Genomic DNA, 21861 nt, shown 5'->3' with positions numbered 1-21861 from the left:
TTTCATTAAAGAGAGATCCGCCATGTCCGCCAACAAATACCTCGAAGTCCTGACCCCGCAGAACAGCCAGATCATCTTCATCGACCAGCAGCCGCAGATGGCCTTCGGCGTGCAATCCATCGACCGCCAGACCCTGAAGAACAACGTGGTGGGCCTGGCCAAGGCCGCACGCGCCTTCAACATTCCGACCACCATCACCACCGTCGAAACCGACAGCTTCTCCGGCAATACCTACCCCGAACTGCTGGCCGTGTTCCCGGAGCACAAGATCCTGGAGCGCACCTCCATGAATTCCTGGGACGACCAGAACGTGCGTGACGCGCTGGCCGCCAATGGCCGCAAGAAGGTCATCGTTGCCGGCCTGTGGACCGAAGTCTGCAACACCACCTTCGCGCTGTGCGCCATGCTGGAAGGCGAGTACGAAATCTATATGGTGGCCGATGCTTCGGGCGGCACCTCGGTGGACGCGCACAAGTACGCCATGGACCGCATGGTGCAGGCTGGCGCCGTGCCGATGACCTGGTTGCAGGTGATGCTGGAATGGCAGCGCGACTGGGCCCGCAAGGAGACCTATGACGCCGTCACCGGCATCGTCAAGGAACACTCCGGCGCCTACGGCATGGGCATCGACTACGCCGTCACCCACGTGCACAAGCTGGCAGAGCGTGTGCAGCACGGCGAACGCATCGGCCCCAACCCCGCCAAGTAAGCCGCAAGCCGGATCGTCCAGACAGCGTCTGGCCGGTCCGGCGCCTTGTCTTTGAACACGGCGTTTTGAACACGGCGGGCGGCGGGACTTGCGGGTCCGAATGCCGCCTGGCGCGATCCAGGAGAGTCCCATGCCAGACCAGAAGAATCCCGCCGCGCGCGGCACTTTCGCGCCCTTGCGCCAGTCCGTATTCGCCGTGCTGTGGGCCGCGACCGTGCTGGGCAACGTGGGCAGCTTCATGCGGGACGTGGCCAGTTCCTGGCTGGTGACCGATCTGTCGGCCAGCCCGGCCGCGGTGGCGCTGATCCAGACTGCTGCGACCCTGCCCATCTTCCTGCTGGCGATTCCCGCCGGCGTGCTGTCCGACATCCTGGACCGGCGCCGCTTCCTGATCTTCGTGCAGCTGCTGCTGGCCTCTGTCAGCGGCACGCTGCTGCTCCTGTCGCATTTCGGCGCGCTGACGGTCGATTACCTGATTGCCCTGACCTTCGTCGGCGGCATCGGCGCGGCCTTGATGGGGCCGACCTGGCAATCCATCGTCCCGGAACTCGTGCCGCGCGAAGAGCTCAAGGGCGCGGTGGCGCTGAACTCGCTGGGCATCAATATCGCGCGCGCCATCGGTCCGGCGGCGGGCGGCCTGATCCTCGCCAGCTTCGGCGCGGCGGTCACCTACGGGCTGGACGTGCTGAGCTACGTGTTCGTCATTGCCGCACTGCTGTGGTGGAAGCGTCCCGCGGCCGTCGATAGCGCGCTGTCGGAGAACTTCTTCGGCGCGTTCCGCGCCGGCCTGCGCTACACGCGGGCCAGCAAGGAGCTGCACCGCGTGCTGCTGCGCGCCGCCGTCTTCTTCCTGTTCGCCAGCGCGGTGTGGGCCTTGCTGCCGCTGGTGGCGCGGCAGATGCTGGGCGGCTCCTCGGGCTTTTACGGCGTGTTGCTGGGCGCGGTGGGCGCAGGAGCCATCATCGGCGCCCTGTTGCTGCCCAGGCTGGGCGCCCGCCTGAATGCCGACGGGCTGGTGCTGCTGGCGTCGGTGGCCAGCGCGGCGGTCATGGCCGTGCTGGTGTTCGCGCCGCCGCAATGGCTGGCCGTGCTGATGCTGGTAGTGCTGGGCATGGGCTGGATCACCGCGCTCACCACGTTCAATGGCGTGGCCCAGGCCGTGCTGCCCAACTGGGTGCGCGGCCGCGGGCTGGCGGTGTACCTGATGGTCTTCAACGGCGCGATGGCCGCCGGCAGCCTGGGCTGGGGCCTGGTGGCGCGCGAGATCGGCGTGCCCTATGCACTGGCAGTCAGCGCTGCCGGGCTGGTCGCGGTTGCGCTGTTGTTTCACCGCGCCAGCCTGCCGGTCGGCGAGGCGGATCTGCAGGCGTCGAATCACTGGCCGGAGCCGCTGCTTGCTGAACCTGTGGCCCACGATCGCGGTCCGGTGCTGGTGCAGGTGGAGTACCGCATCCGCCAGGAAGACCGCCCTGCCTTTCTGGATGCGATGCAACGCCTGTCGCAAGAGCGACTGCGCGACGGCGCCTATGCCTGGGGCGTGGTCGAGCACACCAATGACCCGCAGCGGGTGGTCGAATGGTTCTTCGTCGAATCCTGGGCCGAACATCTGCGCCAGCATCACCGGGTGTCGCATGCCGATGCCGATCTGCAAGCGGAAGCGCTGCGCTTTCACATGGGGCCAGACAAGCCCGAAGTGCATCACTTCCTGGCCTTGAAGCGCTGACGGGCAGCATCGGGAACACGTCCATGAACCACATGAAGCATGCCGCCATGATCGGCGATAACCCGGCGACGGAGGCGCACCATGATTGAGCGCCGTCCGCTTGCGAGCCTGGGCCACGAACGCCGCGGCTGGCTCGATGCCAAGCACCACTTTTCCTTCGCGGCCTACCAGGACCCCGCACGCATGAACTGGGGCGCGCTGCGCGCTTGGAACGACGAAACCATCGCACCGGGCGCGGGCTTTCCGCCTTCGCTGCATGCTGACGTGGAAATCATCACCTGCGTGCGGGAAGGCGCGCTCACCCATGAAGACGATCTGGGCAATCGCGGCCGCACCAGCGCTGGCGAGGTGCAGGTCGTGAGCGCAGGCAGTGGCGTGACGCATGCCGAATTCAATATGGAAGGCGGTCCCGCGCATGTGTTCCAGATCTGGATCGAACCCGACCGCCGCGGCGCGCCGCCCAGCTGGGGCCGGAAGTCCTTTACCCGCGAAGCGTGCAAGGGCCAGTTCATCACGCTTGCCAGCGGTATCGACGGCGATGAAGACGCGCTGCCCATCCGCAGCGACGCGCGCGTGCTTGCGGTGGCGCTCAAAGCAGGCGAAGCCGCCACCTACCGCTTCGCGCGCGGCCGCCGCCGCGGCTATCTGGTCGCCTTCAAGGGCAGATTGCAAGTCAACGGGGTGGAGATCGGCTCAGGCGACGGCGCTGCCATCCGGGACGAAACCGATGTGCGCCTTATGGCCCTGGACGACGCCGAAGTGCTCCTGGCCGATACGCACGCATGAGCGGCGTGCTCATAACCCCTACACAACGCGAGGACGCACATGAAGATCTATCTGCTTTCCCTGGGCGCCGGACTGCTGGTCGGCGTGGTCTACAGCCTTTTGCAGGTCCGCTCGCCCGCCCCGCCGCTGGTGGCGCTGATCGGCCTGCTGGGCATCTTGGTCGGTGAACAGGTCATTCCGGTGGGCAGGCAACTGCTGAACGGTACCGCCTTTGTCGCCGCCTGCGACAAGGAAAAAGCCGTCAGCCACGTGCTCGGGCAATTGCCCGGCCGCCATCAGGCCCAAGACAAGGAACACGGCTGAGCCGGTTCCCGCATCCAGGAGATATTGCATGCCTACCCGCCGCGACCTTATCGGTGTAGCTTCCGCCCTGGCGCTCAACGGTATGTTGGGACGCCCCGCCATCGCCAGTTCCAAAGGAGACCCCAACATGTCCAACGCCACGCCGGACGTCATTTTCCACAATGGCCGCATCACCACGCTGAACCGCAGCAAGCCACAGGCCAGCGCCGTCGCGATCAAGAACGGCCGCTTCGTGGCTGTTGGTTCCGATGCCGAAGTCATGGCGCTGGCCGGCGCCGGCACGCGGGTCGTCGACCTGAAGCGCCGCGCGGCCTTGCCTGGCCTGTTCGACAATCACACCCACGTGGTGCGTGGCGGCCTGAACTACAACATGGAGCTGCGCTGGGACGGCGTGCGCTCGCTGGCCGACGCCATGGCCATGTTGAAGCGCCAGGTCGCGATCACGCCCGCGCCGCAATGGGTGCGCGTGGTGGGCGGCTTCACCGAGCATCAGTTCGCCGAGAAGCGCCTGCCCACGATCGAAGAGATCAACGCCATCGCGCCCGACACTCCGGTGTTCATCCTGCACCTCTATGACCGCGCGCTGCTCAACGGCGCTGCGCTGCGCGCGGTGGGCTATACCAAGACCACGCCCAATCCGCCGGGTGGCGAGATCATGCGCGATGGCCAGGGCAATCCCACGGGGCTGCTGCTGGCCAAACCCAACGCGACCATCCTGTACGCCACGCTGGCCAAGGGGCCCAAGCTGCCCTTCGACTACCAGGTCAACTCCACGCGCCACTTCATGCGCGAGCTGAACCGGCTGGGCGTGACCGGCGTGATCGATGCGGGCGGCGGCTTCCAGAACTATCCGGACGACTACGCCGTGATCCAGAAGCTGGCCGACGAGAACCAGATGACGGTGCGCTTGGCCTATAACCTCTTCACGCAAAAGCCCAAGCAGGAAAAGGAGGACTTTCTTAACTGGACGTCGAGCGTGAAGTACAAGCAGGGCAGCGACTACTTCCGCCACAACGGCGCGGGTGAAATGCTGGTGTTCTCGGCAGCCGACTTCGAGGACTTTCGCGTCGAGCGTCCGGACATGCCGCCCGAGATGGAAGGCGAACTGGAAGAGGTCGTGCGCGTGCTGGTGCAGAACAAGTGGCCATGGCGCTTGCACGCCACCTACGACGAGACCATCTCGCGCGCGCTGGACGTGTTCGAGAAAGTGCATCGCGATACGCCGCTGACCGGGCTGAACTGGTTCTTCGACCACGCCGAGACCATCTCCGACAAATCGATCGACCGCATCGCGGCGCTGGGCGGCGGCATTGCCGTGCAGCACCGCATGGCCTACCAGGGCGAGTACTTCATCGAACGCTACGGCGCAAAGGCCGCCGAAGCCACGCCGCCTGTCGCCAAGATCCTGCAGCGCGGCGTGAAGGTCTCGGCCGGCACCGATGCGACCCGCGTCGCGTCCTACAACCCCTGGGTGTCCTTGTCCTGGATGGTCACCGGCAAGACCGTGGGCGGCACCCGCCTCTATCCTGCGCGCAACTGCCTGGACCGCGAGACCGCGCTGCGCATGTGGACCGAGAACGTGGCCTGGTTCTCCAACGAGGAAGGCAAGCGCGGCCGCATCGAACCCGGCCAGCTGGCCGACTTCATCGTGCCGGACAAGGACTACTTTAGCTGCACCGAGGACGAGATCTCCTTCCTGACCTCGGACCTGACCGTGGTGGGCGGGCGCGTGGTCTACGGCGCGGGAGAGTTCGCGCCGCTGGACGACAACCCGCTGCCGCCCGCCATGCCCGACTGGTCGCCTACCCGGCTGTTCGGCGGCTATGGCGCCTGGGGCGATCCTGACGGCGCCGGCCGTAATTCGCTGGGCTACCGCAACATGGCGGCCTGCGCGTGCGCCAGCTCTTGCGGCCTGCATGGACACGACCATGCCCGCGCATGGGCATCCAATGCGCCCAGCTCCGATCTGCAGGGCTTCTTCGGCGCGCTGGGCTGCTCCTGCTGGGCTGTCTGAGGAGGTTGGCCATGAACGCTGCTTTCCAATGGGAACGTCGGCTGGCCGGCTTGGCCCGCCCGCTGTTCGGCGCCTCGGCGCTGCGGTTCCTGGCCTATCTGGGGCTATGCGCCGCCTACCTGCAGGGCGGGCTGGTGAAGCTCTTCGATTTTCCGGGGGCGCTGCGCGAAATGGCGCATTTCGGGCTGTCGCCTGAGCCCTTGTTCGCGGTGCTGGTGATTGCGTTGGAACTGGTCGCTTCGCTCATGATCCTGACGGGCCGGTTGCGATGGCTGGGTGCGTTGGCACTGGCCGCCTTCACGCTGGTGGCGACCGGGATCGCGCTGAGATTCTGGGAGATGCCGGTGGGGCAGGAACGCTTCATGGCGGCCAACTCGTTCTTTGAACACCTGGGGTTGGCCGGCGGGTTGTTGCTGGTGGCGTGGCTGGATTTGCGGGAATCGAAGCCCGCCAGCGCCCGGAGCCTGAGCGGCTGCTAAGCGGTGGCCGCCGCATCCGGCGGCGTGCCGCAAACCTGCTTGATCGTCTGCCTTAGCCAGCGGTGGGCGGGGTCGCTGTCCAGCCGCGGCGGCCAGGCCTGCACCACGGTGACCGGGCGCATGGGCACCGGCACCTCGAAGGCGCTCAGCTTCAGGCCCAGGCGTTCGACGCCGGGCATCAGGTTCTGGGGCATGGACGGAAGCACCAGGTCGGAATCGGCCAGCGCGAAGATCGCGGCGTGGAAGGTGGGCGTGATCAGCGTGACGTGGCGCGCCAGTCCCAGTTCTTCCAGGGTGTCGTCTATTGGTCCGTGCGCACGTCCCCGGCGCGAGACGCTGACGTGGTCGTAGGCGCAGAAGCGCCGCGGGGTGATGGGCGCCTTGAAGATCGGGTGTTCCTTGCGTGCCAGTCCGCAGAAGGCGGTGGTGAACAGGGTCTGCACCTTGATGTCGGCGCCGAACTTCTGGGAAGAACCGATATAGAGGTCGGCATCGCCGCTGAGCGCGTCGGCGTCGTGATTGCCTTCGGAGACGAAGCGCAGCACGGCGCGGGGCGCGTAGCGGCGCAGGTGCTCGCGCAGCCGGCCGCCGTAGCCGCCCACGAACACATCGTTGGCGCGCAAGGTAAAGACGCGCGTCAGGGTCGCCAGATTGACGTCCTCGCCGAAGGCCGTGAAGACGGCCTGCGCCTGTTCGATCACATGGCGCACCTGCGCGTGCAGGGCCAGCGCCCGAGGCGTGGGCGCGAGGCCGCGGCCGGAGCGTACCAGCACGGGGTCGCCGACGGCTTCGCGGATGCGCGCCAGGCTGCGGCTCATGGCGGGAGTGCTCAGGTTCAGCCGGCGCGCCGCGCCGACGACGCTGCCTTCCTGGATCAGAACGTCCAGGGTCAATAGCAGATTCAGGTCTAGCGGTTTCATGTGACCAAGCATAGCGCGGCGGGCAAACCGGGCGGGCGTTTCAGGGTTGCGTCTGCTGCACTTCTGGATTGCGCCAGACGGCATTCCCCGGCATCTCGTCCGGGACCAACATTCGAGCCGTGGCCGCGCGTGGGCGCAGGCCGTATGAGAAACGAGGAGAGACAAATGGCGCTGGAAGTTCTGGAACTGCATCATCACGCCGTGCGCATGTCGCTGGACAAGGTCGCGGCCATGGGCGCGTTCTACGGAGACGTGCTGGGACTGGACACGGACCGTGGCCGCTGGGAGATTCCGGGCATCGCCGGGTACTTCCTGGACATGGGCAACGACTGCCAGATCCACCTGCTGGGCAGCGACGGCCCCTCGCCCTATTCCCAAGGTCCGGGCTGTGATCCTGTGGAAAACCACGTGGCGCTGGCCGTGCGCGATATCGCGGCGGCCGAGACGGAACTGCAGCGCCTTGCGGTGGACTATTGGAAGCTGGACAACGTGGCCGCGCCCGAGCTCATGCAGCTGTTCCTGCGCGACCCGGTGGGCAACCTGATCGAGCTGCACCAGATCGGCCGCTGCCGTTGCAAGCGCAGCGACCGCGCCTTTGCCGACGCGAAGGCCGCGCAAGGCGCTGCGCCGTCGCAGGGCCGGGACTGAGGGGCTGGGGATAAGCCATGTTCATCGATCTGAATGACCTGGCGGGCCCGGCGCGCTACAAGCTGCTGACCGCGGCGATCGTGCCGCGGCCCATCGCCTGGATCGTGTCGCGCGACGCCGCAGGGACGACGAACGTGGCGCCGTTCTCGTTTTTTAACCTGATGTCGGGCGATCCGCCGCTGATCTGCGTCGGCATCGGCGTGCGCGGCGACGCGCCCAAGGACACCGCGCGCAACATCGCCGAACGCGGCGAGTTCACCGTGAGTCTGGTATCCGCCCCGCAGGCTGGCCGGATGAACGTGACGGCGGTGGATTTTCCGGCGGACGTGGACGAGTCCCGGGAGGCTGGCCTGGAGCTGTCGCCGTCGCGGCGCATCGAAGTGCCCTGGGTGGCGCAGTCGCCCGTGGCGTTCGAGTGCCGCGTGCATGAACTGATACGCATCGACCGCCGCAGCCTGATCGTGGCGCAAGTCGCGGCCATGCACGTGCGCGATGACGTGGTGGCGGACCGGGAGCATCTGTATCTGGATGGCCCCGCGATGGACCTGCTGGCGCGGCTGCATAACCCCGGCTGGTATTGCCGGCCGCAGGCGGCTTTCCAGATGCCGCAGTTGACGCTGGCGCAGTGGGAGGCGCTGAAGCAGTCGGGCGAGGCCCAACGCTATCTGGAGCAAGGGGCCGCAGAGCGCTGATAGCACCAGCGCGCGGCGTCACCGCCCCGGCCGCGCCTTCAGATCCCCCATCTCTTCCTGCATGAGCTGGTGCGCATAACGTGAAAACACGCTGACCAGCCGTGTGCGCGTATGGTACGGCGGGTACAGCAGCGCCACCGTCACCGGCACGGCGGGGCTGAAGGGGCGGATTTCGACGTTGTGGGCGGCGTATTCCTCGCGCGCGGCCAGCGGGTTGATGAGCGCCACGCCCAATCCTGCGCCGACCAGGGCGCAGATCGACGAACCCAGGCCCGCCTCGGCGACGGTCTGGCGTTCGACCTTGGCTGTCCTGAACACGGCGTCGATTTTCTCGCGCAGCGGCGTGCCGCTGGTGAAGGCCACGAAAGGCTCGCCGGCGAAGTCCGCGGGCTTGAGCTTTTTCAGCTTGGTCAGGCGATGGCCCTTGGGTACCACCGCGACGCAGCTCATGGTCAATACCGGTTCGACCTGGATGCCGGGAGAATCTCCCGACAGCATGGCCAGGCCCGTGTCGCAGAACCCCGAACTGATCCAGTTGTGCACCGTGCTGGCGTTGCCGGAATGGATGGACACCATCACGTCCGGGTATTCCGTCTTGAAGGCCGCGACGATGCGCGCCAGCAGCCCGCCTGCCAGCCGCGGCATGGCGGCCACGCTCAGGCGGCTGGCGCTGAACGAGCGGATGCTGGCCGCCGCCGATTCCAGGCCGGCCAGGCCGATGAAGGTCTTTTCCACTTCCTGGAAGAAGCGCGACCCGTCCTGCGTCGGGGTCAGGCGGCTGCCATTGCGGTCGAACAAGGCGAACTGGGTAATGGCTTCCAATTGCGCAATTAAGCGGCTAACGTGCGGCTGCGAGGTGTGCACGCGCCGTGCGGCGGCGGTCATGGAGCCGGTCATCATCACGGCGCGGAACGCCTCGATGTGTCTCAAGCCCATCCGTGGAATGGCCATGTCAAATCCGTATAGAGGAATACTCGATTGGAACTGGATAAAACCATACCGCTAGTTGATACTTTTCGCCAGCCGCGGGGCTCATCGCGGGACGAGGCGGCTGTCAGCCTGGCTGGCGCCGTCGATCGTGAACATAAACATGCGCCGCTCGAACGGCGCCAAGGGAATCAGATGAAAGCACTTGCTGCGATCTCCGTCGCCGCGGCCTTCCTGGGCAGCGCCGCAACCGCCCACGCCGAAGGCCCCAGCCGCCTGGACAAGATCAAGGAAACCGGCGTGATCACGCTGGGCCATCCGGAGACCTCGGTCCCATTCGCCTATCTGGACGGCAACCAGAAGCCGATCGGTTACACAGTGGAGATCTGCCAGGAAGTCGCCCAGTACGTGAAGGCCGCCCTGAAGCTGCCCAAGCTGGAAGTGCGCTACAACCCGACGACTTCCGCCACGCGCATTCCGTTGCTGGCCAACGGCACCATCGACCTGGAATGCGGCAACACCACCAATAACCTCGAACGCCACAAGCTGGTGTCGTTCGCGCCTACGACCTTCGTGGCGCAGGTGGTGCTGGTGGCGCGCAAGGACGGCGGCGTGGATCCCAACAACCTTGAGTCCTTCCGCGGCAAATCCATTGCTGCGCAGGCCGGCGGCCAGACCTTCCGGCTGATCTCGCAGCTGAACGCCAAGGGCAACCTGGGTATCACCATGGCGCCGACCAAGGACACCGCCGAAACCATCCTGATGGTGGAATCCGGCCGCGCCGCAGGCTCGGCCAACGACGACGGCATCGCTTATGGCGCGGTGGCTTCGTCGAAGAATCCCGACGCCTTCGTGATCGGCACCAAGGGCCTGGAAATGGCGCCCTACGGCATCATGGAACCCAAGGACGACCCGGCCTTCAAGAAGGTGGTGGACGATGCCGTGCGCGACCTGATCAAGACGGGCAAGGTGGCCGCGATCTACGACAAGTACTTCAATGCGCCGATCCCGCCCAAGCAGATCAACCTGAAGTACCCGATGAGCGATGCGCTCAAGCGCGCGCTGGCCAATCCGACCGATTCCGGCGATCCCAAGGCGTACGAGTAAGCAGGCTGTGCGCGGGACGCCTGGCGTCCCGCGGCTTGCTAGCAAGGACGCCGGCCGCCAGGCGCGGCGGGCATCGCCATCAAGGGACGGGGCATGAATTACAACTGGAGCTGGAGCGTCTTCCTGGATATGTCGCCGGACGGCGTGCATACCTTTCTGGAGACGATCTTCATCGGCGTGGGCTGGACCCTGGCGCTGGCCCTGACGGCGTGGGTGTTCTCGCTATTGCTGGGATCAGTACTGGGCGTGATGCGCACCGCCAGCTCCCGCCTGATGAATGCGCTGGGCGCGACCTATGTGGAGGTGTTTCGCAACATCCCGCTGTTGGTGCAGATGTTCCTGTGGTACTTCGTGTTGCCCGAATTGCTGCCGCATGCCTGGGGCCTGGCCATGAAGCAGATGCCGCAACCCTGGGGCCAGTTCGTTCCCGCGGTGCTGTGCCTGGGGTTCTATGGATCGGCGCGCGTGGCCGAGCAGCTGCGCGCGGGCATACAGTCGCTGCCGCGCGGCCAGTTCCAGGCGGGCACGGCGCTGGGCCTGACCGAGGCGCAGGTGTACCGCTACATCATCCTGCCGGAAGCGTTCCGCATCGTGCTGCCGCCCCTGACCTCCGAGTTCATGGGCACCATCAAGTATTCGTCGGTGGCGCTGACGATAGGGCTCCTGGAGCTGACCGGCCAGGCGCGCTCGATGGCGGAATTCAGCTTCCACATCTTCGAGGCGTTTTCCGCCGCCACGGTGATCTACCTGATCATCAACGGCGTGGTGGTGCTGGGCATGCGCCTGCTCGAACGCCATGTTGCGGTGCCCGGACTGATCGGTTCGGCGAAAAGGCCCTAGGACGACACCATGGGCAAATTCGATTTCGACGTGATCTGGGCGGCGCTGCCCTATCTGTTCAAGACGGGCATGACCTTCACGCTGACGCTGACCGCGCTGGCGGGCGTGATGGGCCTGGCGCTGGGCACGCTGCTGGCCATGATGCGGCTGTCGCGCTTCAAGATCCTGTCGGTGCCGGCGGGCATCTACGTGAACGTGATGCGCTCGATCCCGCTTCTGCTGGTGATCTTCTGGTTCTACTTCCTGATGCCCTACATCGCCGCCTGGGTGGTGGGGTCGCCCACGCCGCTGCGCGTGGGAGCGTTCAATTCAGCGGCGATCACCTTCACCTTGTTCGAGGCCGCGTACTTCTGCGAAATCATGCGCGCGGGCATCCAGTCCATCGCGCGCGGCCAGGTGTCGGCCAGCATGGCGCTGGGGCTGAACCACTGGCAGGGCATGCGCTACGTGGTGTTGCCGCAGGCGTTCCGCAACATGCTGCCCGCGCTTTTGACCCGCATCATCATCCTGTTCCAGGACACCTCGCTGGTGTATGTGCTGTCTCTCACCGACTTCCTCGGCGCGGCGGCCAAGATCGGTCAGCGCGACGGTCGTCTGGTGGAGCTCTATCTATTCGTGGCGGTGGTGTATTTCGTGATCTGCTTCACGGCGTCCCGCCTGGTCAAGTTGCTGGAAAAGCGCACGCGGGTGCTGCGCTAGCGCAGCGCTTCCAGTTATCCACAGGTTTCAACAATGCAACTCTCTTCCAAGCCCCCGATGATAGCGATCAAGCAGGTCAGCAAGTGGTATGGCGACTTCCAGGTGCTGGACGATTGCTCGACCACCGTGGGCCGCGGCGAAGTCGTGGTGGTGTGCGGGCCGTCGGGTTCGGGCAAGTCCACGCTGATCAAGACCGTGAACGCGCTGGAGCCCTTCCAGAAGGGCGAGATCCAGGTCAACGGCATTTCGGTGGGCGATCCGCGTACCAACCTGCCCAAGCTGCGCGCGGTGGCCGGCATGGTGTTCCAGCATTTCGAGCTGTTCCCGCACCTGTCGGTGACGGAGAACCTGTGCCTGGGCCAGCTCAAGGTGCTCAAGCGCGGCAAGGACGAAGCCCGCCAGCGCGCGCTGGCCCTGCTGGAGCGCGTGGGCCTGTCGGCGCACAAGGACAAGCACCCCGGCGAGCTGTCGGGCGGCCAGCAGCAGCGCGTGGCGATCGCGCGCGCGCTGTCGATGGACCCGGTGGTGATGCTGTTCGACGAGCCGACTTCGGCGCTGGATCCGGAGATGGTCAACGAAGTGCTGGACGTGATGACCGACCTGGCCGCCGAAGGCATGACGATGATGGTGGTGACCCACGAAATGGGATTCGCCCGCCGCGTCGCCGACCGTGTGATCTTCATGGACGGCGGCAAGATCGTGGAAGACTGCGACAAGGAGCAGTTCTTCGGCGATGTAGAGGAGCGTGCGCCGCGCACGCGCCAGTTTCTTTCCAAAATCCTGCAGCACTGACAGCCATGACCCAGACCTCCTCCGCCGCCGCCCGCGCACCCGTCGACCTGCGCAGCGACACGGTCACCCATCCCACCGCGGCCATGTATGAACGCATGCGCACCGCACCCATCGGCGATGACGGCCTGGATGGCGACCCTACCGTGCGCGAGCTCGAGGCGTATGTGGCCGCGCAGTTGGGCAAAGAAGGCGGGCTGTTCGTGCCCAGCTGCACCATGGCCAACCTGCTGGCGGTGCTGGCGCAGACGCAGCGCAATGAGCAGGTGGTGCTGGAGTCGGCCGCCCACATGTACACGTCCGAACGCGGCGCGGCCACGTTCACCGGCTCGTTCTACCTGGGTCTGCCCGGTTCTGATGGCGCCATGGACCTGAACCGCCTGGAGGACGCTTTGCTGGCTGGCGGCCACCGGTTGAAGACGGCGCTGGTGACGATGGAGACCTCGCACAACAATGCGGCCGGCGCGGTGCTGCCGCTTGATCACATGCAGGCGGTCCATGGCCTGGCGCGTGCCGCAGGCGTGCCGGTGCACCTGGATGGCGCGCGGCTTTACAACGCGGCGGTGGCCCTGGGCGTGGCGGCGGGCGAGATCGCCTGCCATGCCGATACCGTGTCCCTGTGCCTGTCCAAGGGCCTGAGCGCGCCGGTGGGCGCTGTGTTGGCCGGCAGCCAGTCGTTCATGGCCCGCGCGCGCGTGCTGCGCCGCATGCTGGGCGGCACGCAGCGCCAGTCGGGCATCATGGCCGCGGCCGGCCTGGAAGGCGTTCAGACCATGACCGGGCGGCTGGCGGAGGACCACGTCCGCGCCCGCCGCCTGAGCGCGGGCGTGAACCGCCTGGGACCGGCTCTTTCGGCCACCGAACCGCAGACCAACATCGTGCAGGTGGAAACCGCCGACACGGGCAGGAGCAACACGGAGTGGGTGGCTGCCCTGCAGGCGGCGGGCTTGCTGGTGCGTCCCTGGGGCCGCACGCGGCTGCGCTGCGTGACTCACCGCCACATCGGCGACGCCGACATCGACGCGGCTGTGCAGGCCTTCGAAACGGTGCTGAACGCAGGCTGATCTGCTCCGTTCAGCAGCGGTGTCGCGATGCGATAATGCCGCATGACCACGACCCATCTTTCCCGAAAAGACTATTTCTGCGCACTGGCGGTCGTGGTCATCTGGGGCACCAACTTCGTCGCCATGAAAGTCGGCATGCGGGGCCTCTCCCCCATGCTGCTGGGCGCCCTGAGATTCGCGCTGGCGGCCTTTCCCCTGATTCTCTTCGTGCGTGCGCCCAGGCTGCCGTGGCGCTGGGTCGCGGCGTATGGATTGGTCCAGGGCCTGGGCCAGTTCGGACTGCTGTTCACCGCCTTGAAGTTCGGCATGCCGGCCGGCATGGCTTCGCTGGTGATCCAGACGCAGGCCTTCTTCACGCTGCTGCTGGCCGCGCCCATCCTGCATGAGCGCGCGCAGCGCCACCACTGGATCGGGCTGGGCGTGGCGGCGCTGGGGCTGGCGGTCATCGCCGGCGGCCGCGGCGAAGGGCCGGGCCAGATGACCATGGCGGGCTTCGTGCTGACGCTGGGCGGCGCGTTCATGTGGGCCGTGTCGAACATCATCGTGCGCCTGGCCAGCCGCAAGTCGCCCGGCTACGACCCGTTTGCCTTCATCGCCTGGAGCAGCGCCGCGCCGGTGCTGCCTTTCCTGCTGCTGGCGGTGCTGATCGACGGCTGGCAGCCGGTGGTCGGCATGATCGTGAACATAGGCTGGGGAGAGATCCTGTCGGTGTTGTACCTGGCGGTGCTGGCCACTTTGGTGGCCTACACGTTGTGGACGCAGTTGCTCACGCGCCACGCCGCCGCCAAGATCGCACCGTTCTCGCTGCTGGTGCCCGTGGTGGGGCTATGGGCCGCTTCCGTGGCCTTCGGCGAACGCCTGGAGACGCTGCAATGGGTAGGCGTGGCCTGCGTGCTGGCCGGCCTGCTCTTCAACCAGCTGGGCGGGCGCTGGCTGCGCACGCGCTGAGCCTTCCGGCAGGCGCTTTTTTCCCTTTCGCGTCCGTATCGGCCGACCAGACTAGCCCATAACGGCGAGCAGAGGCGACGGCCTCACAGCTGCTCGAAACGGATGTAACGCTTATCGGTGTACTCCCGGCGGGTGGTGATTTCCTGCACGCTGGCGCCCGGGGGGCCGCGCCGCAGCCATTCCAGCATGTGGTCGACCTGGTCGGCGGTGCCTTGCACCATGGCTTCGACCGTGCCGTTCGGCAGGTTCTGCACCCAGCCCTTGGCGCCCAGCATGTGGGCGCGCCGGACCGTGGCGTGGCGGTAGCCCACGCCCTGCACGGTGCCGGTGATCGTGACGTGCACGGTCTCGATATGGGTATCGGCTTTAGGGTCTTGCATCGATTCTCTCTTGGATGAGGCGCCGCGCTCGGCGATGTACGTAGACGTTAGTGACTACGGCGGATGATCTATAGGCCGGGGGGACGCCTGGCGATACGTTAGAGCTCATGTCAAAACGTGCCAGCGGGAACACCCGTTACCAGAGCTTGGAGAAGCCATTATGGAAGAGACCAGTTTGTTGTCGGAAGCTGAGACAGCGCGCTACAGGGAACAGGGTTACTTGGCCCTGAAGGACATGTGCCCGCAGGACGAGGTGGGTTACATCCGCAGGACGCTGCTCGACCTGTTCGCGAACAAGACCGGCTACAACGAGGGTGCGCAGTATGACTTTGTGAGCCGTGACGACCCGTCCAAACCCGCCAAGTTTCCCAGCCTGCACGATCCACGCCATTATGCCCCGGGCCTCTTGAAGACCGAGTACCACGAGCGCACCCTGGAGCTGGCGCGCCAGCTGCTGGGCCCCGAGGCCGCCCTGTATGGCGAGCACGCCCTGCTCAAGCCTGGGCCGCACGGACCGGAAACGCCGTGGCACCAGGACGAGGCTTTCCGCTCGCCGGACTTCATCTACAACGAACTCAGCATCTGGCTGGCGCTGCAGCCGGCCACCACGGAAAACGGCTGCATGCAGTTCATTCCGGGTTCCAACAAATGGGATGTGCTGGAGCACCGTTCGCCGGGCGGCGACAAGACCCTGCATCCGCTGGAATGCTGCGGCGATTTTCCGCGCGACCAGGCGGTGCCGGAGCCCCTGGACCCGGGCGGCATCACGGTGCACGACGCCCGCACGCTGCACTTCACCGGGCCGAATACCTCGCAGGCGCCGCGGCTGGCTTACATCCTGATCTACAACACGCCGCCGGTCTACAAGCCGGGCCGCCGCGAATTCCCGTGGCTGGAGGGCCGCTGGACCGACAGCCAGACCCGCAAGAAGCAGTGGCACAAGCGCGGCGGGCTGGCCGTGGACGTGATGCGCCGTCTGCCCGGCGCGCGGCTGACCAGCCCACGCTGGGTGGCCTGGGCCACGATCCGGGCCGTGTCCAAAGTCTGGCCGCGATAACGGGGGCGCAGGGGCCGCAAGAGTCCCTGCGATAAGGGGGGCGAACGAGGCCGGCAAGCAACGCTTGCCGGCCTCGGCGCGTATACTGGGCGGCGTTGCGAGGCCTGGGAGGCCCGCGCAATCGCTGGAGCTGCCCGCAGCTGGCGGCCCGGCGTCCAAGAATAACTAGCCGCAGCTGGCGCCCCAACACTCCATAGACCACTCCATGACCGCTAACCTTTCTACGATCACCTGCATCGAAGATCTGCGCGCCATTGCGCAGAAGCGCGTGCCGCGCATGTTCTACGACTACGCGGATTCCGGCGCCTGGACCGAAGGCACCTACCGTGCCAACGAAAGCGATTTCCAGAAGATCAAGCTGCGCCAGCGCGTGGCGGTGAACATGGAAGGCCGGTCGCTGCGCACCACCATGGTGGGCCACGACGTGACCATGCCGCTGGCGATCTCGCCCACGGGCCTGACCGGCATGCAGCATGCGGACGGCGAAATCCTGGCGGCCAAGGCGGCGGCGGACTTCGGCGTGCCCTTCACGCTGTCCACCATGAGCATCTGTTCGCTGGAAGACGTGGCCGCGGCCACCAAGAAACCCTTCTGGTTCCAGCTCTATGTGATGCGCGACCGCGAGTTCGTCGCCAACCTGATCGACCGCGCCAAGGCCGCCGGCTGCTCGGCGCTGGTGCTGACGCTGGACCTGCAGATCCTGGGCCAGCGCCACAAGGACATCAAGAACGGCCTGTCCACTCCGCCCAAGCCCACCCTGCGCAATCTCATCAACCTGGCCACCAAGCCGCGCTGGTGCATGGGCATGCTGGGCACCAAGCGTCGCACCTTCGGCAACATCGTCGGCCACGCCAAGGGCGTGAGCGACCTGTCCTCGCTGTCGGCATGGACGGCCGAACAATTCGACCCGCGCCTGAGCTGGGACGACGTCGAATGGATCAAGCAGCGTTGGGGCGGCAAGCTCATCATCAAGGGCATCCTGGATGTCGAGGACGCGCAGCTGGCCGCCAATAGCGGCGCCGACGCGCTCATCGTCAGCAACCACGGCGGGCGCCAGCTTGACGGCGCCATGTCGTCCATCGCCGCCCTGCCTTCGATCGCCGACGCCGTGGGTTCGAAGATCGAAGTGTGGATGGACGGCGGCGTGCGTTCCGGCCAGGACATCCTGAAGGCCGTGGCGCTGGGCGCGCGCGGCGCCATGATCGGCCGCGCCTTCCTTTACGGCCTGGGGGCCTATGGCCAGGCTGGCGTGACCCGCGTGCTGGAGATCCTGTACAAGGAAATGGATACGACGATGGCGCTGTGCGGCCGTCGCTCGATCGAGCCCGGCGACCGCAGCATCCTGCTGCCCGGAACCTACCCGAACTGAACGGTTCGGCGGCCCATGAGAAAAAGCCTGGATACGGTAGCGTGCCAGGCTTTTTTCGTTGGCGCGCCGGTTGACGAGGTCGCATGAGCCCATGCAGGAGACTCTATGACGCGTAACAAACAAGATGGGCAGCGCCGCCTGGGCGCAGGCAGGAGGCTGCTGGGCGCGGCTCTGGCGGTGCTGTTGTCGGCCGGGGCGGCGGCGCAGCAGACCACGCTGTACGTGGGCATGAACGGCGGCGACATGGCGCGCGCGTTCTCGCAGTACGTATTTCCGGATTTCGAGCGCGCCCACAACGTCAGGATCGTGGTGGTGCCGGGCATGTCGACCGAGGTGCTGGCGCGCGCCCAGGCCGACAAGGGCAAGCCGCGGCTGCATCTCATGTTCCTGGACGACGGCGTCATGGCGCGCGCGATTTCCATGGGATTGTGCACGCAGCTCAACGAAGATCCGGTGCTGAAGGAGCTGTACCCCACCGCCCTGAAGAAGGACCGCATGGCCGCGGGCATCGACATCGGCATGACTGGCCTGGGCTACAACACCAAGGTGTTCGCCGAGCGGGGCTGGGCGCCGCCGACGTCGTGGATGGACCTCGCCGATCCGAAGTACCGGGGCCAGGTCGTGGTCCAGTCGGCTTCGAGCAGCACCTTCGGTCTGCACGCGTTCCTGATGATCAACCGCATCCTGGGCGGCGACGATCGGAACTATGGACCGGGCTTCGCGCACTGGCCGGCTGTGGTCGGCCCGAACGTGCGTGCATACCTGCCGGATTCGGCGCGCCTGGCCGACATGGTGCAGGCCGACGAGGCGGTGCTATTTCCCTGGACACCCACGGCCATCACCCGCCTGAAGAAGCGCGGCGTGCACGTGGAATATGCGCAGCCCAGGGAGGGCTCGATGATCCTGATGGTGGGCGAGTGCGTGGTCGCCGGCAATAGCGAACCGGAGCTGTCGCAGAAGCTGGCGCTGTACCTGCTGTCCGAGCAGGCGCAAGCGAAGGCGCTGGAGATGGGCGGGCATTTCCCGTCCAATCGCAATGTGCTGGCGCCAGCGGGCCACGCGGACGCGCTGCAGCGATTCCAGGGTTACATGTCGAACGCCAAGATACCGAACTGGGATCAGATCAACGAGACCCGGCCCGCGTTCAACGCGCGCTGGAACCGGGAGATCGGACGCTGACGGCCTCCTGCCCGGGGTCGGGCAAAAAGCGCAAAATCTGCAAAGGCCGGCCCGCTACATTGCTCTCCAAGGAGACCGCATGAAGCCTGCAACCCTGAACCACTATGGCCAGCGCCTGGAACCCGTCCTGCGCTGGCTGGCGAGCCACCCCGACGCCGATCCGGACCTGTACCGGCTGGCCGAGCTGGCCTGCCTGTCGCCGTACCACTTCCATCGCGTCTACCGCGCCATGATGGGAGAGACGGTGAACGCCACCGTGCAGCGCATCCGCATGCACCGCGCGGCGGTGGCGTTGGGGAATTCCGAGGCTTCCTTGCGCGAGGTGGCGCAGCGCGCCGGCTATGAGTCGGACGCAGCGTTCAACCGGGCATTCGGCGCGACCTTCGGCATATCGCCGGGGCGCTACCGGGCTGTCCGCTCCCGTCCCTTCGACCCACAGGAGCTAGGCATGTATCCCATCAAGATCGAAACCTTTCCGGGCGCGACGCTGGCGGTCCTGTCGCATCGCGGCAGCTATCAGGAAATCGGCCCGCTGTTCACGCGCGCCTTCATGCTGGCCGTCAGCCGCGGCATCGCGCAGCCGGAGTCCATCGGCTACGGCGTGTATTTCGACGACCCCGAGCAGGTACCTGCGAGTCAGCTGCGGTCCATGGCCGGCATGTCGGTGGCGCCGGACGCCGACCTGGGCGGCGAGCTGGAGCGCTTCGAGATTCCGGAAGGCCGTTGCGCCATCCTGACGTACACCGGGCCCTATAACGAGATGGACAAGGCCTACAACTGGATGTTCTCGCAATGGCTGCCGGCCAGCGGCGAGGTGCCGGCGGACTTTCCCATGTTCGAGCAGTACCTGAACGACCCGCGCACCACGCCGCCGGCGCAATTGCAGACGCGTATCTGCATGCCGCTGAAGCAAGGCGCGGCGGTGTGAGCGCCGCGCCCGACGCGCTCAGCGGGCCGGCGTCTGGAAGCTGACCTGGCTCGGACGGCCTGGCAGGTTCAGGGTGGCGGTGGCGGGCGGCGTGGTCGCCACTACCTGCCCCGCGCGCAGCACCATCAGGCGGGTGGCGCGCAGGCGCAGCGCCTCGACGGCGTCGCGCGCCTGCAGCAGCACCAGATCGGCGCGCTTGCCGACGGCCAGGCCGGTCTCGTCCAGGCCCAGGATCCTGGCCGGCGTGGTGGTGACGGCTTCGAAACAGGCGCGCATGGCGTCCTGGCCCGTCATCTGGGCCACGTGCAGGCCCATGTGCGCCACTTCCAGCATGTCGCCCGAACCCAGGCTGTACCAGGGGTCCATCACGCAGTCATGGCCGAAAGCCACGGGCACGCCAGCGGCCAGCAGCTCGGGCACGCGCGTCATGCCGCGGCGCTTCGGATAGGTGTCGTGGCGGCCTTGCAGCGTGATGTTGATCAGCGGGTTGGCGATGGCGGACACGCCGGCTTCGCGCATCAGCGGAATCAGCTTGGAGACGTAGTAGTTGTCCATGGAGTGCATGGACGTCAGGTGCGAACCCGTCACGCGGCCTTGCAGGCCCAGGCGCTGCGTGTGGTACGCCAGCGTCTCGATGTGGCGCGACAGCGGGTCGTCGCTTTCATCGCAGTGCATGTCCACGCGCAGGCCGCGTTCGGCCGCCAGTTCGCACAGGATGCGCACCGATTCCGCGCCGTCCTGCATGGTGCGTTCGAAGTGCGGAATGCCGCCCACCACGTCCACGCCCATGTCCAGCGCGCGCTTGAGGTTGTCCAGGGCGCCGGGGGCGCGCAACACGCCGTCCTGCGGGAAGGCGACCAGTTGCAGGTCCAGGTAGGGTTTGACCTTCTCGCGCACGTGCAGCAACGCTTCCGTGGCCAGGAGGCGCGGATCGCACACGTCCACATGCGAGCGGATGGCCAGCAGGCCGCGCGCCACGGCCCAGTCGCAATAGGCCAGCGCGCGCTCGACCAGCGCTTCCTGCGTCAACAGCGGCTTGAGCTCGCCCCACAGCGCGATGCCTTCCAGCAGCGTGCCGGACTGATTCACGCGCGGCAGTCCGAAGGACAGCGTGGAGTCCATATGGAAGTGCGCGTCGACGAAAGGCGGCGCCACCAGCTGGCCCGCCGCGTCCACGGTCTGCGCGGCCTCGGCCTTCAGCGCCGGCTCCAGCGCCACGATGCGGCCGCCGGCGATGCCGATGTCGATGTTCTGGCGGCCATCGGGCAGCGTGCAATGTCTAAGAATCAGATCGAGCATGGAATTCCTTGCGGAAGGTTTCTGTTGTTCATGGTACTGCGCGCAGCCTTCAGCGCTCACCTTTACGGTAGGGCTTCATCAGGGCTTGCGGGTAGGCGGCGCGGCGCGCCATTACCACCAGGGCGAGGATGGACAGGACGTAGGGCAGCATCAGGTAGACCTGGTACGGCAACTCCGGCAGGCCGGGCAGCGCTGCGCCGCCTTGCTGCATGCGCAATTGCAGCGCGTCGAAGAAGGCGAAGATCAGCGCGCCCAGCAGTGCCTTGCCGGGCCGCCACGACGCGAACACCACCAGCGCCACGCAAACCCAGCCGCGGCCGTTGACCATGTTGAAGAAGAAGGCGTTGAACGCCGCCAGCGTCAGGAAGCTGCCGGCCACGCCCATCAGTGCGGAGCCTGCCACGATGGCGCCCATGCGCAGGCGCGTCACCGACAGGCCCTGCCCTTCGGCCGCGGCCGGGTTTTCGCCCACCATGCGGATCGCCAGGCCGACGGGCGTGCGGTTCAGCACCCAGGCCAGTATCGGCACTGCGGCCAGGGCCAGCAAGGTCATGGGCGTCTGCCCCGCCAGCACCGGCCCGATGAGCGGAATGCCGTCCAGGAACTTCATTTCCGCAAACGGCGTGATCGTGGGCGGCGTGTTCACGCTGGGAAACGTGACGCGGTAGGCGAAGTAGCTCAGGCTGGTGGCCAGTAGCGTCACGCCCAGGCCGGACACGTGCTGCGACAGGCCCAGCGGCACGGTCAGCACGGCGTGCAGCAGGCCGAACACGGCGCCCGCAAACGCGGCTGCAAGCACGCCCACGTAGAGCGGCGCGCCCAGGTACACCACCAGCCAGCCGGTGAAGGCGCCGGCGGCCATGATGCCTTCGATGCCCAGGTTCAGCACGCCCGCGCGCTCGCACAGCAGCACGCCCAGCGTGCCCAGTATCAGCGGCGTCGCCAGGCGCAGCACCGCCACCCAGAACGCCGACGAGCTCATCAGATCCATCCATTCCATG

At 66.6% G+C, this 21861-nt stretch carries 23 protein-coding genes; 18 read left to right on the top strand and 5 right to left on the bottom strand.

All coding sequences use genetic code 11. The features are described from left to right. The first annotated feature begins 22 nt into the window (after positions 1-22). The 6 genes from IB257_RS27330 to IB257_RS27305 all read left to right on the top strand — a co-directional run bounded on the left by IB257_RS27330 (position 23) and on the right by IB257_RS27305 (position 6014). Positions 23-709: a hydrolase gene (locus tag IB257_RS27330; protein ID WP_088143563.1), complete on the top strand. Its 687-nt coding sequence runs from the start codon at positions 23-25 to the stop codon at positions 707-709. Between the two features lie 130 nt (positions 710-839). Continuing rightward, a complete protein-coding gene (locus tag IB257_RS27325; protein WP_054455782.1) occupies positions 840-2432 on the top strand; it encodes an MFS transporter in 1593 nt (530 codons plus the stop codon). Positions 2433-2513: 81 nt separating this feature from the next. Continuing rightward, positions 2514-3218, top strand: a complete 705-nt coding sequence (locus tag IB257_RS27320; protein ID WP_192493111.1) for a pirin family protein — start codon at positions 2514-2516, stop codon at positions 3216-3218. 39 nt (positions 3219-3257) lie between these two features. Next, a complete protein-coding gene (locus IB257_RS27315) occupies positions 3258-3521 on the top strand; it encodes a XapX domain-containing protein (protein ID WP_054455778.1) in 264 nt (87 codons plus the stop codon). Between the two features lie 127 nt (positions 3522-3648). After that, positions 3649-5535 (top strand): amidohydrolase, encoded by a 1887-nt coding sequence (locus IB257_RS27310; protein WP_225589264.1) that lies wholly within the window; start codon positions 3649-3651, stop codon positions 5533-5535. Positions 5536-5546: 11 nt separating this feature from the next. Then, the gene (locus tag IB257_RS27305; protein WP_054455774.1) at positions 5547-6014 is read left to right on the top strand and encodes a DoxX family protein; all 468 of its coding nucleotides are present in this window, start codon (positions 5547-5549) and stop codon (positions 6012-6014) included. On the opposite strand, the gene IB257_RS27300 is transcribed toward IB257_RS27305, so the two are convergent. Further along, positions 6011-6934, bottom strand: coding sequence for a LysR family transcriptional regulator (locus tag IB257_RS27300; protein WP_192493109.1), 924 nt, complete (start codon positions 6932-6934; stop codon positions 6011-6013). The two genes, IB257_RS27305 and IB257_RS27300, sit on opposite strands and share 4 nt — an antisense overlap. Before the next feature lie 165 nt (positions 6935-7099). Here IB257_RS27300 and IB257_RS27295 point away from each other — a divergent pair, with 165 nt between their 5' ends. Next, complete coding sequence (locus IB257_RS27295) at positions 7100-7582, top strand: VOC family protein (protein WP_054455770.1); 483 nt, start codon at positions 7100-7102, stop codon at positions 7580-7582. 17 nt (positions 7583-7599) lie between these two features. After that, a complete protein-coding gene (locus IB257_RS27290; RefSeq protein ID WP_192493108.1) occupies positions 7600-8274 on the top strand; it encodes a flavin reductase family protein in 675 nt (224 codons plus the stop codon). Between the two features lie 18 nt (positions 8275-8292). On the opposite strand, the gene IB257_RS27285 is transcribed toward IB257_RS27290, so the two are convergent. Continuing rightward, positions 8293-9225: a LysR substrate-binding domain-containing protein gene (locus IB257_RS27285; protein ID WP_082401101.1), complete on the bottom strand. Its 933-nt coding sequence runs from the start codon at positions 9223-9225 to the stop codon at positions 8293-8295. A 171-nt stretch (positions 9226-9396) separates the two neighbouring features. On the opposite strand from IB257_RS27285, the gene IB257_RS27280 reads away from it, so the two are divergent. From IB257_RS27280 to IB257_RS27255, 6 genes are all read left to right on the top strand, one after another. Next, positions 9397-10308 (top strand): amino acid ABC transporter substrate-binding protein, encoded by a 912-nt coding sequence (locus IB257_RS27280; RefSeq protein WP_054455764.1) that lies wholly within the window; start codon positions 9397-9399, stop codon positions 10306-10308. A 93-nt stretch (positions 10309-10401) separates the two neighbouring features. Then, the gene (locus tag IB257_RS27275) at positions 10402-11148 is read left to right on the top strand and encodes an amino acid ABC transporter permease (RefSeq protein WP_054455762.1); all 747 of its coding nucleotides are present in this window, start codon (positions 10402-10404) and stop codon (positions 11146-11148) included. A 9-nt stretch (positions 11149-11157) separates the two neighbouring features. Beyond that, positions 11158-11847: an amino acid ABC transporter permease gene (locus tag IB257_RS27270; RefSeq protein ID WP_192493107.1), complete on the top strand. Its 690-nt coding sequence runs from the start codon at positions 11158-11160 to the stop codon at positions 11845-11847. A gap of 57 nt (positions 11848-11904) precedes the next feature. Then, positions 11905-12639: an amino acid ABC transporter ATP-binding protein gene (locus tag IB257_RS27265; RefSeq protein ID WP_041652034.1), complete on the top strand. Its 735-nt coding sequence runs from the start codon at positions 11905-11907 to the stop codon at positions 12637-12639. A 5-nt stretch (positions 12640-12644) separates the two neighbouring features. Further along, positions 12645-13700, top strand: a complete 1056-nt coding sequence (locus IB257_RS27260; RefSeq protein WP_192493106.1) for a low specificity L-threonine aldolase — start codon at positions 12645-12647, stop codon at positions 13698-13700. Positions 13701-13742: 42 nt separating this feature from the next. Then, positions 13743-14648, top strand: coding sequence for an EamA family transporter (locus IB257_RS27255; RefSeq protein ID WP_054455755.1), 906 nt, complete (start codon positions 13743-13745; stop codon positions 14646-14648). 83 nt (positions 14649-14731) lie between these two features. Here IB257_RS27255 and IB257_RS27250 read toward each other — a convergent pair whose 3' ends face one another. Next, positions 14732-15028: an acylphosphatase gene (locus IB257_RS27250; RefSeq protein WP_054455753.1), complete on the bottom strand. Its 297-nt coding sequence runs from the start codon at positions 15026-15028 to the stop codon at positions 14732-14734. Between the two features lie 160 nt (positions 15029-15188). Here IB257_RS27250 and IB257_RS27245 point away from each other — a divergent pair, with 160 nt between their 5' ends. The 4 genes from IB257_RS27245 (at position 15189) to IB257_RS27230 (ending at position 19561) form a co-directional block, all read left to right on the top strand. Further along, positions 15189-16085 carry a phytanoyl-CoA dioxygenase family protein gene (locus IB257_RS27245; RefSeq protein ID WP_054455751.1) on the top strand — a complete coding sequence of 299 codons (897 nt, stop codon included), beginning with the start codon at positions 15189-15191 and terminating at the stop codon, positions 16083-16085. Between the two features lie 205 nt (positions 16086-16290). Continuing rightward, a complete protein-coding gene (locus IB257_RS27240) occupies positions 16291-17454 on the top strand; it encodes an alpha-hydroxy acid oxidase (protein WP_054455749.1) in 1164 nt (387 codons plus the stop codon). 105 nt (positions 17455-17559) lie between these two features. Further along, positions 17560-18633 (top strand): extracellular solute-binding protein, encoded by a 1074-nt coding sequence (locus IB257_RS27235; protein WP_054455747.1) that lies wholly within the window; start codon positions 17560-17562, stop codon positions 18631-18633. A 79-nt stretch (positions 18634-18712) separates the two neighbouring features. After that, positions 18713-19561, top strand: coding sequence for a GyrI-like domain-containing protein (locus IB257_RS27230; protein WP_192493105.1), 849 nt, complete (start codon positions 18713-18715; stop codon positions 19559-19561). Between the two features lie 18 nt (positions 19562-19579). Here IB257_RS27230 and IB257_RS27225 read toward each other — a convergent pair whose 3' ends face one another. Together IB257_RS27225 and IB257_RS27220 are read right to left on the bottom strand one after the other, a co-directional pair. Further along, positions 19580-20860, bottom strand: coding sequence for an amidohydrolase family protein (locus tag IB257_RS27225; protein WP_192493104.1), 1281 nt, complete (start codon positions 20858-20860; stop codon positions 19580-19582). A gap of 49 nt (positions 20861-20909) precedes the next feature. Then, complete coding sequence (locus IB257_RS27220; protein ID WP_054455740.1) at positions 20910-21860, bottom strand: ABC transporter permease; 951 nt, start codon at positions 21858-21860, stop codon at positions 20910-20912. Between the last annotated feature and the right edge of the window lies 1 nt (position 21861).

The organism is Achromobacter sp. ACM03 (genome assembly GCF_014851665.1).
In the GTDB taxonomy this organism is placed as follows: Bacteria; Pseudomonadota; Gammaproteobacteria; order Burkholderiales; family Burkholderiaceae_B; genus Achromobacter; species Achromobacter aegrifaciens.
This window is presented reverse-complemented; position numbering and strand designations above follow the sequence as displayed.

Excerpts from the sequence above, each read along its gene's own strand:
- IB257_RS27330 (WP_088143563.1), top strand. The coding sequence starts at position 23 with ATGTCCGCCAACAAATACCTCGAAGTCCTGACCCCGCAGAACAGCCAG.
- IB257_RS27325 (WP_054455782.1), top strand. The coding sequence starts at position 840 with ATGCCAGACCAGAAGAATCCCGCCGCGCGCGGCACTTTCGCGCCCTTG.
- IB257_RS27320 (WP_192493111.1), top strand. The coding sequence starts at position 2,514 with ATGATTGAGCGCCGTCCGCTTGCGAGCCTGGGCCACGAACGCCGCGGC.
- IB257_RS27315 (WP_054455778.1), top strand. The coding sequence starts at position 3,258 with ATGAAGATCTATCTGCTTTCCCTGGGCGCCGGACTGCTGGTCGGCGTG.
- IB257_RS27310 (WP_225589264.1), top strand. The coding sequence starts at position 3,649 with ATGTCCAACGCCACGCCGGACGTCATTTTCCACAATGGCCGCATCACC.
- IB257_RS27305 (WP_054455774.1), top strand. The coding sequence starts at position 5,547 with ATGAACGCTGCTTTCCAATGGGAACGTCGGCTGGCCGGCTTGGCCCGC.
- IB257_RS27300 (WP_192493109.1), bottom strand. The coding sequence starts at position 6,934 with ATGAAACCGCTAGACCTGAATCTGCTATTGACCCTGGACGTTCTGATC.
- IB257_RS27295 (WP_054455770.1), top strand. The coding sequence starts at position 7,100 with ATGGCGCTGGAAGTTCTGGAACTGCATCATCACGCCGTGCGCATGTCG.
- IB257_RS27290 (WP_192493108.1), top strand. The coding sequence starts at position 7,600 with ATGTTCATCGATCTGAATGACCTGGCGGGCCCGGCGCGCTACAAGCTG.
- IB257_RS27285 (WP_082401101.1), bottom strand. The coding sequence starts at position 9,225 with ATGGCCATTCCACGGATGGGCTTGAGACACATCGAGGCGTTCCGCGCC.
- IB257_RS27280 (WP_054455764.1), top strand. The coding sequence starts at position 9,397 with ATGAAAGCACTTGCTGCGATCTCCGTCGCCGCGGCCTTCCTGGGCAGC.
- IB257_RS27275 (WP_054455762.1), top strand. The coding sequence starts at position 10,402 with ATGAATTACAACTGGAGCTGGAGCGTCTTCCTGGATATGTCGCCGGAC.
- IB257_RS27270 (WP_192493107.1), top strand. The coding sequence starts at position 11,158 with ATGGGCAAATTCGATTTCGACGTGATCTGGGCGGCGCTGCCCTATCTG.
- IB257_RS27265 (WP_041652034.1), top strand. The coding sequence starts at position 11,905 with ATGATAGCGATCAAGCAGGTCAGCAAGTGGTATGGCGACTTCCAGGTG.
- IB257_RS27260 (WP_192493106.1), top strand. The coding sequence starts at position 12,645 with ATGACCCAGACCTCCTCCGCCGCCGCCCGCGCACCCGTCGACCTGCGC.
- IB257_RS27255 (WP_054455755.1), top strand. The coding sequence starts at position 13,743 with ATGACCACGACCCATCTTTCCCGAAAAGACTATTTCTGCGCACTGGCG.
- IB257_RS27250 (WP_054455753.1), bottom strand. The coding sequence starts at position 15,028 with ATGCAAGACCCTAAAGCCGATACCCATATCGAGACCGTGCACGTCACG.
- IB257_RS27245 (WP_054455751.1), top strand. The coding sequence starts at position 15,189 with ATGGAAGAGACCAGTTTGTTGTCGGAAGCTGAGACAGCGCGCTACAGG.
- IB257_RS27240 (WP_054455749.1), top strand. The coding sequence starts at position 16,291 with ATGACCGCTAACCTTTCTACGATCACCTGCATCGAAGATCTGCGCGCC.
- IB257_RS27235 (WP_054455747.1), top strand. The coding sequence starts at position 17,560 with ATGACGCGTAACAAACAAGATGGGCAGCGCCGCCTGGGCGCAGGCAGG.
- IB257_RS27230 (WP_192493105.1), top strand. The coding sequence starts at position 18,713 with ATGAAGCCTGCAACCCTGAACCACTATGGCCAGCGCCTGGAACCCGTC.
- IB257_RS27225 (WP_192493104.1), bottom strand. The coding sequence starts at position 20,860 with ATGCTCGATCTGATTCTTAGACATTGCACGCTGCCCGATGGCCGCCAG.
- IB257_RS27220 (WP_054455740.1), bottom strand. The coding sequence starts at position 21,860 with ATGGAATGGATGGATCTGATGAGCTCGTCGGCGTTCTGGGTGGCGGTG.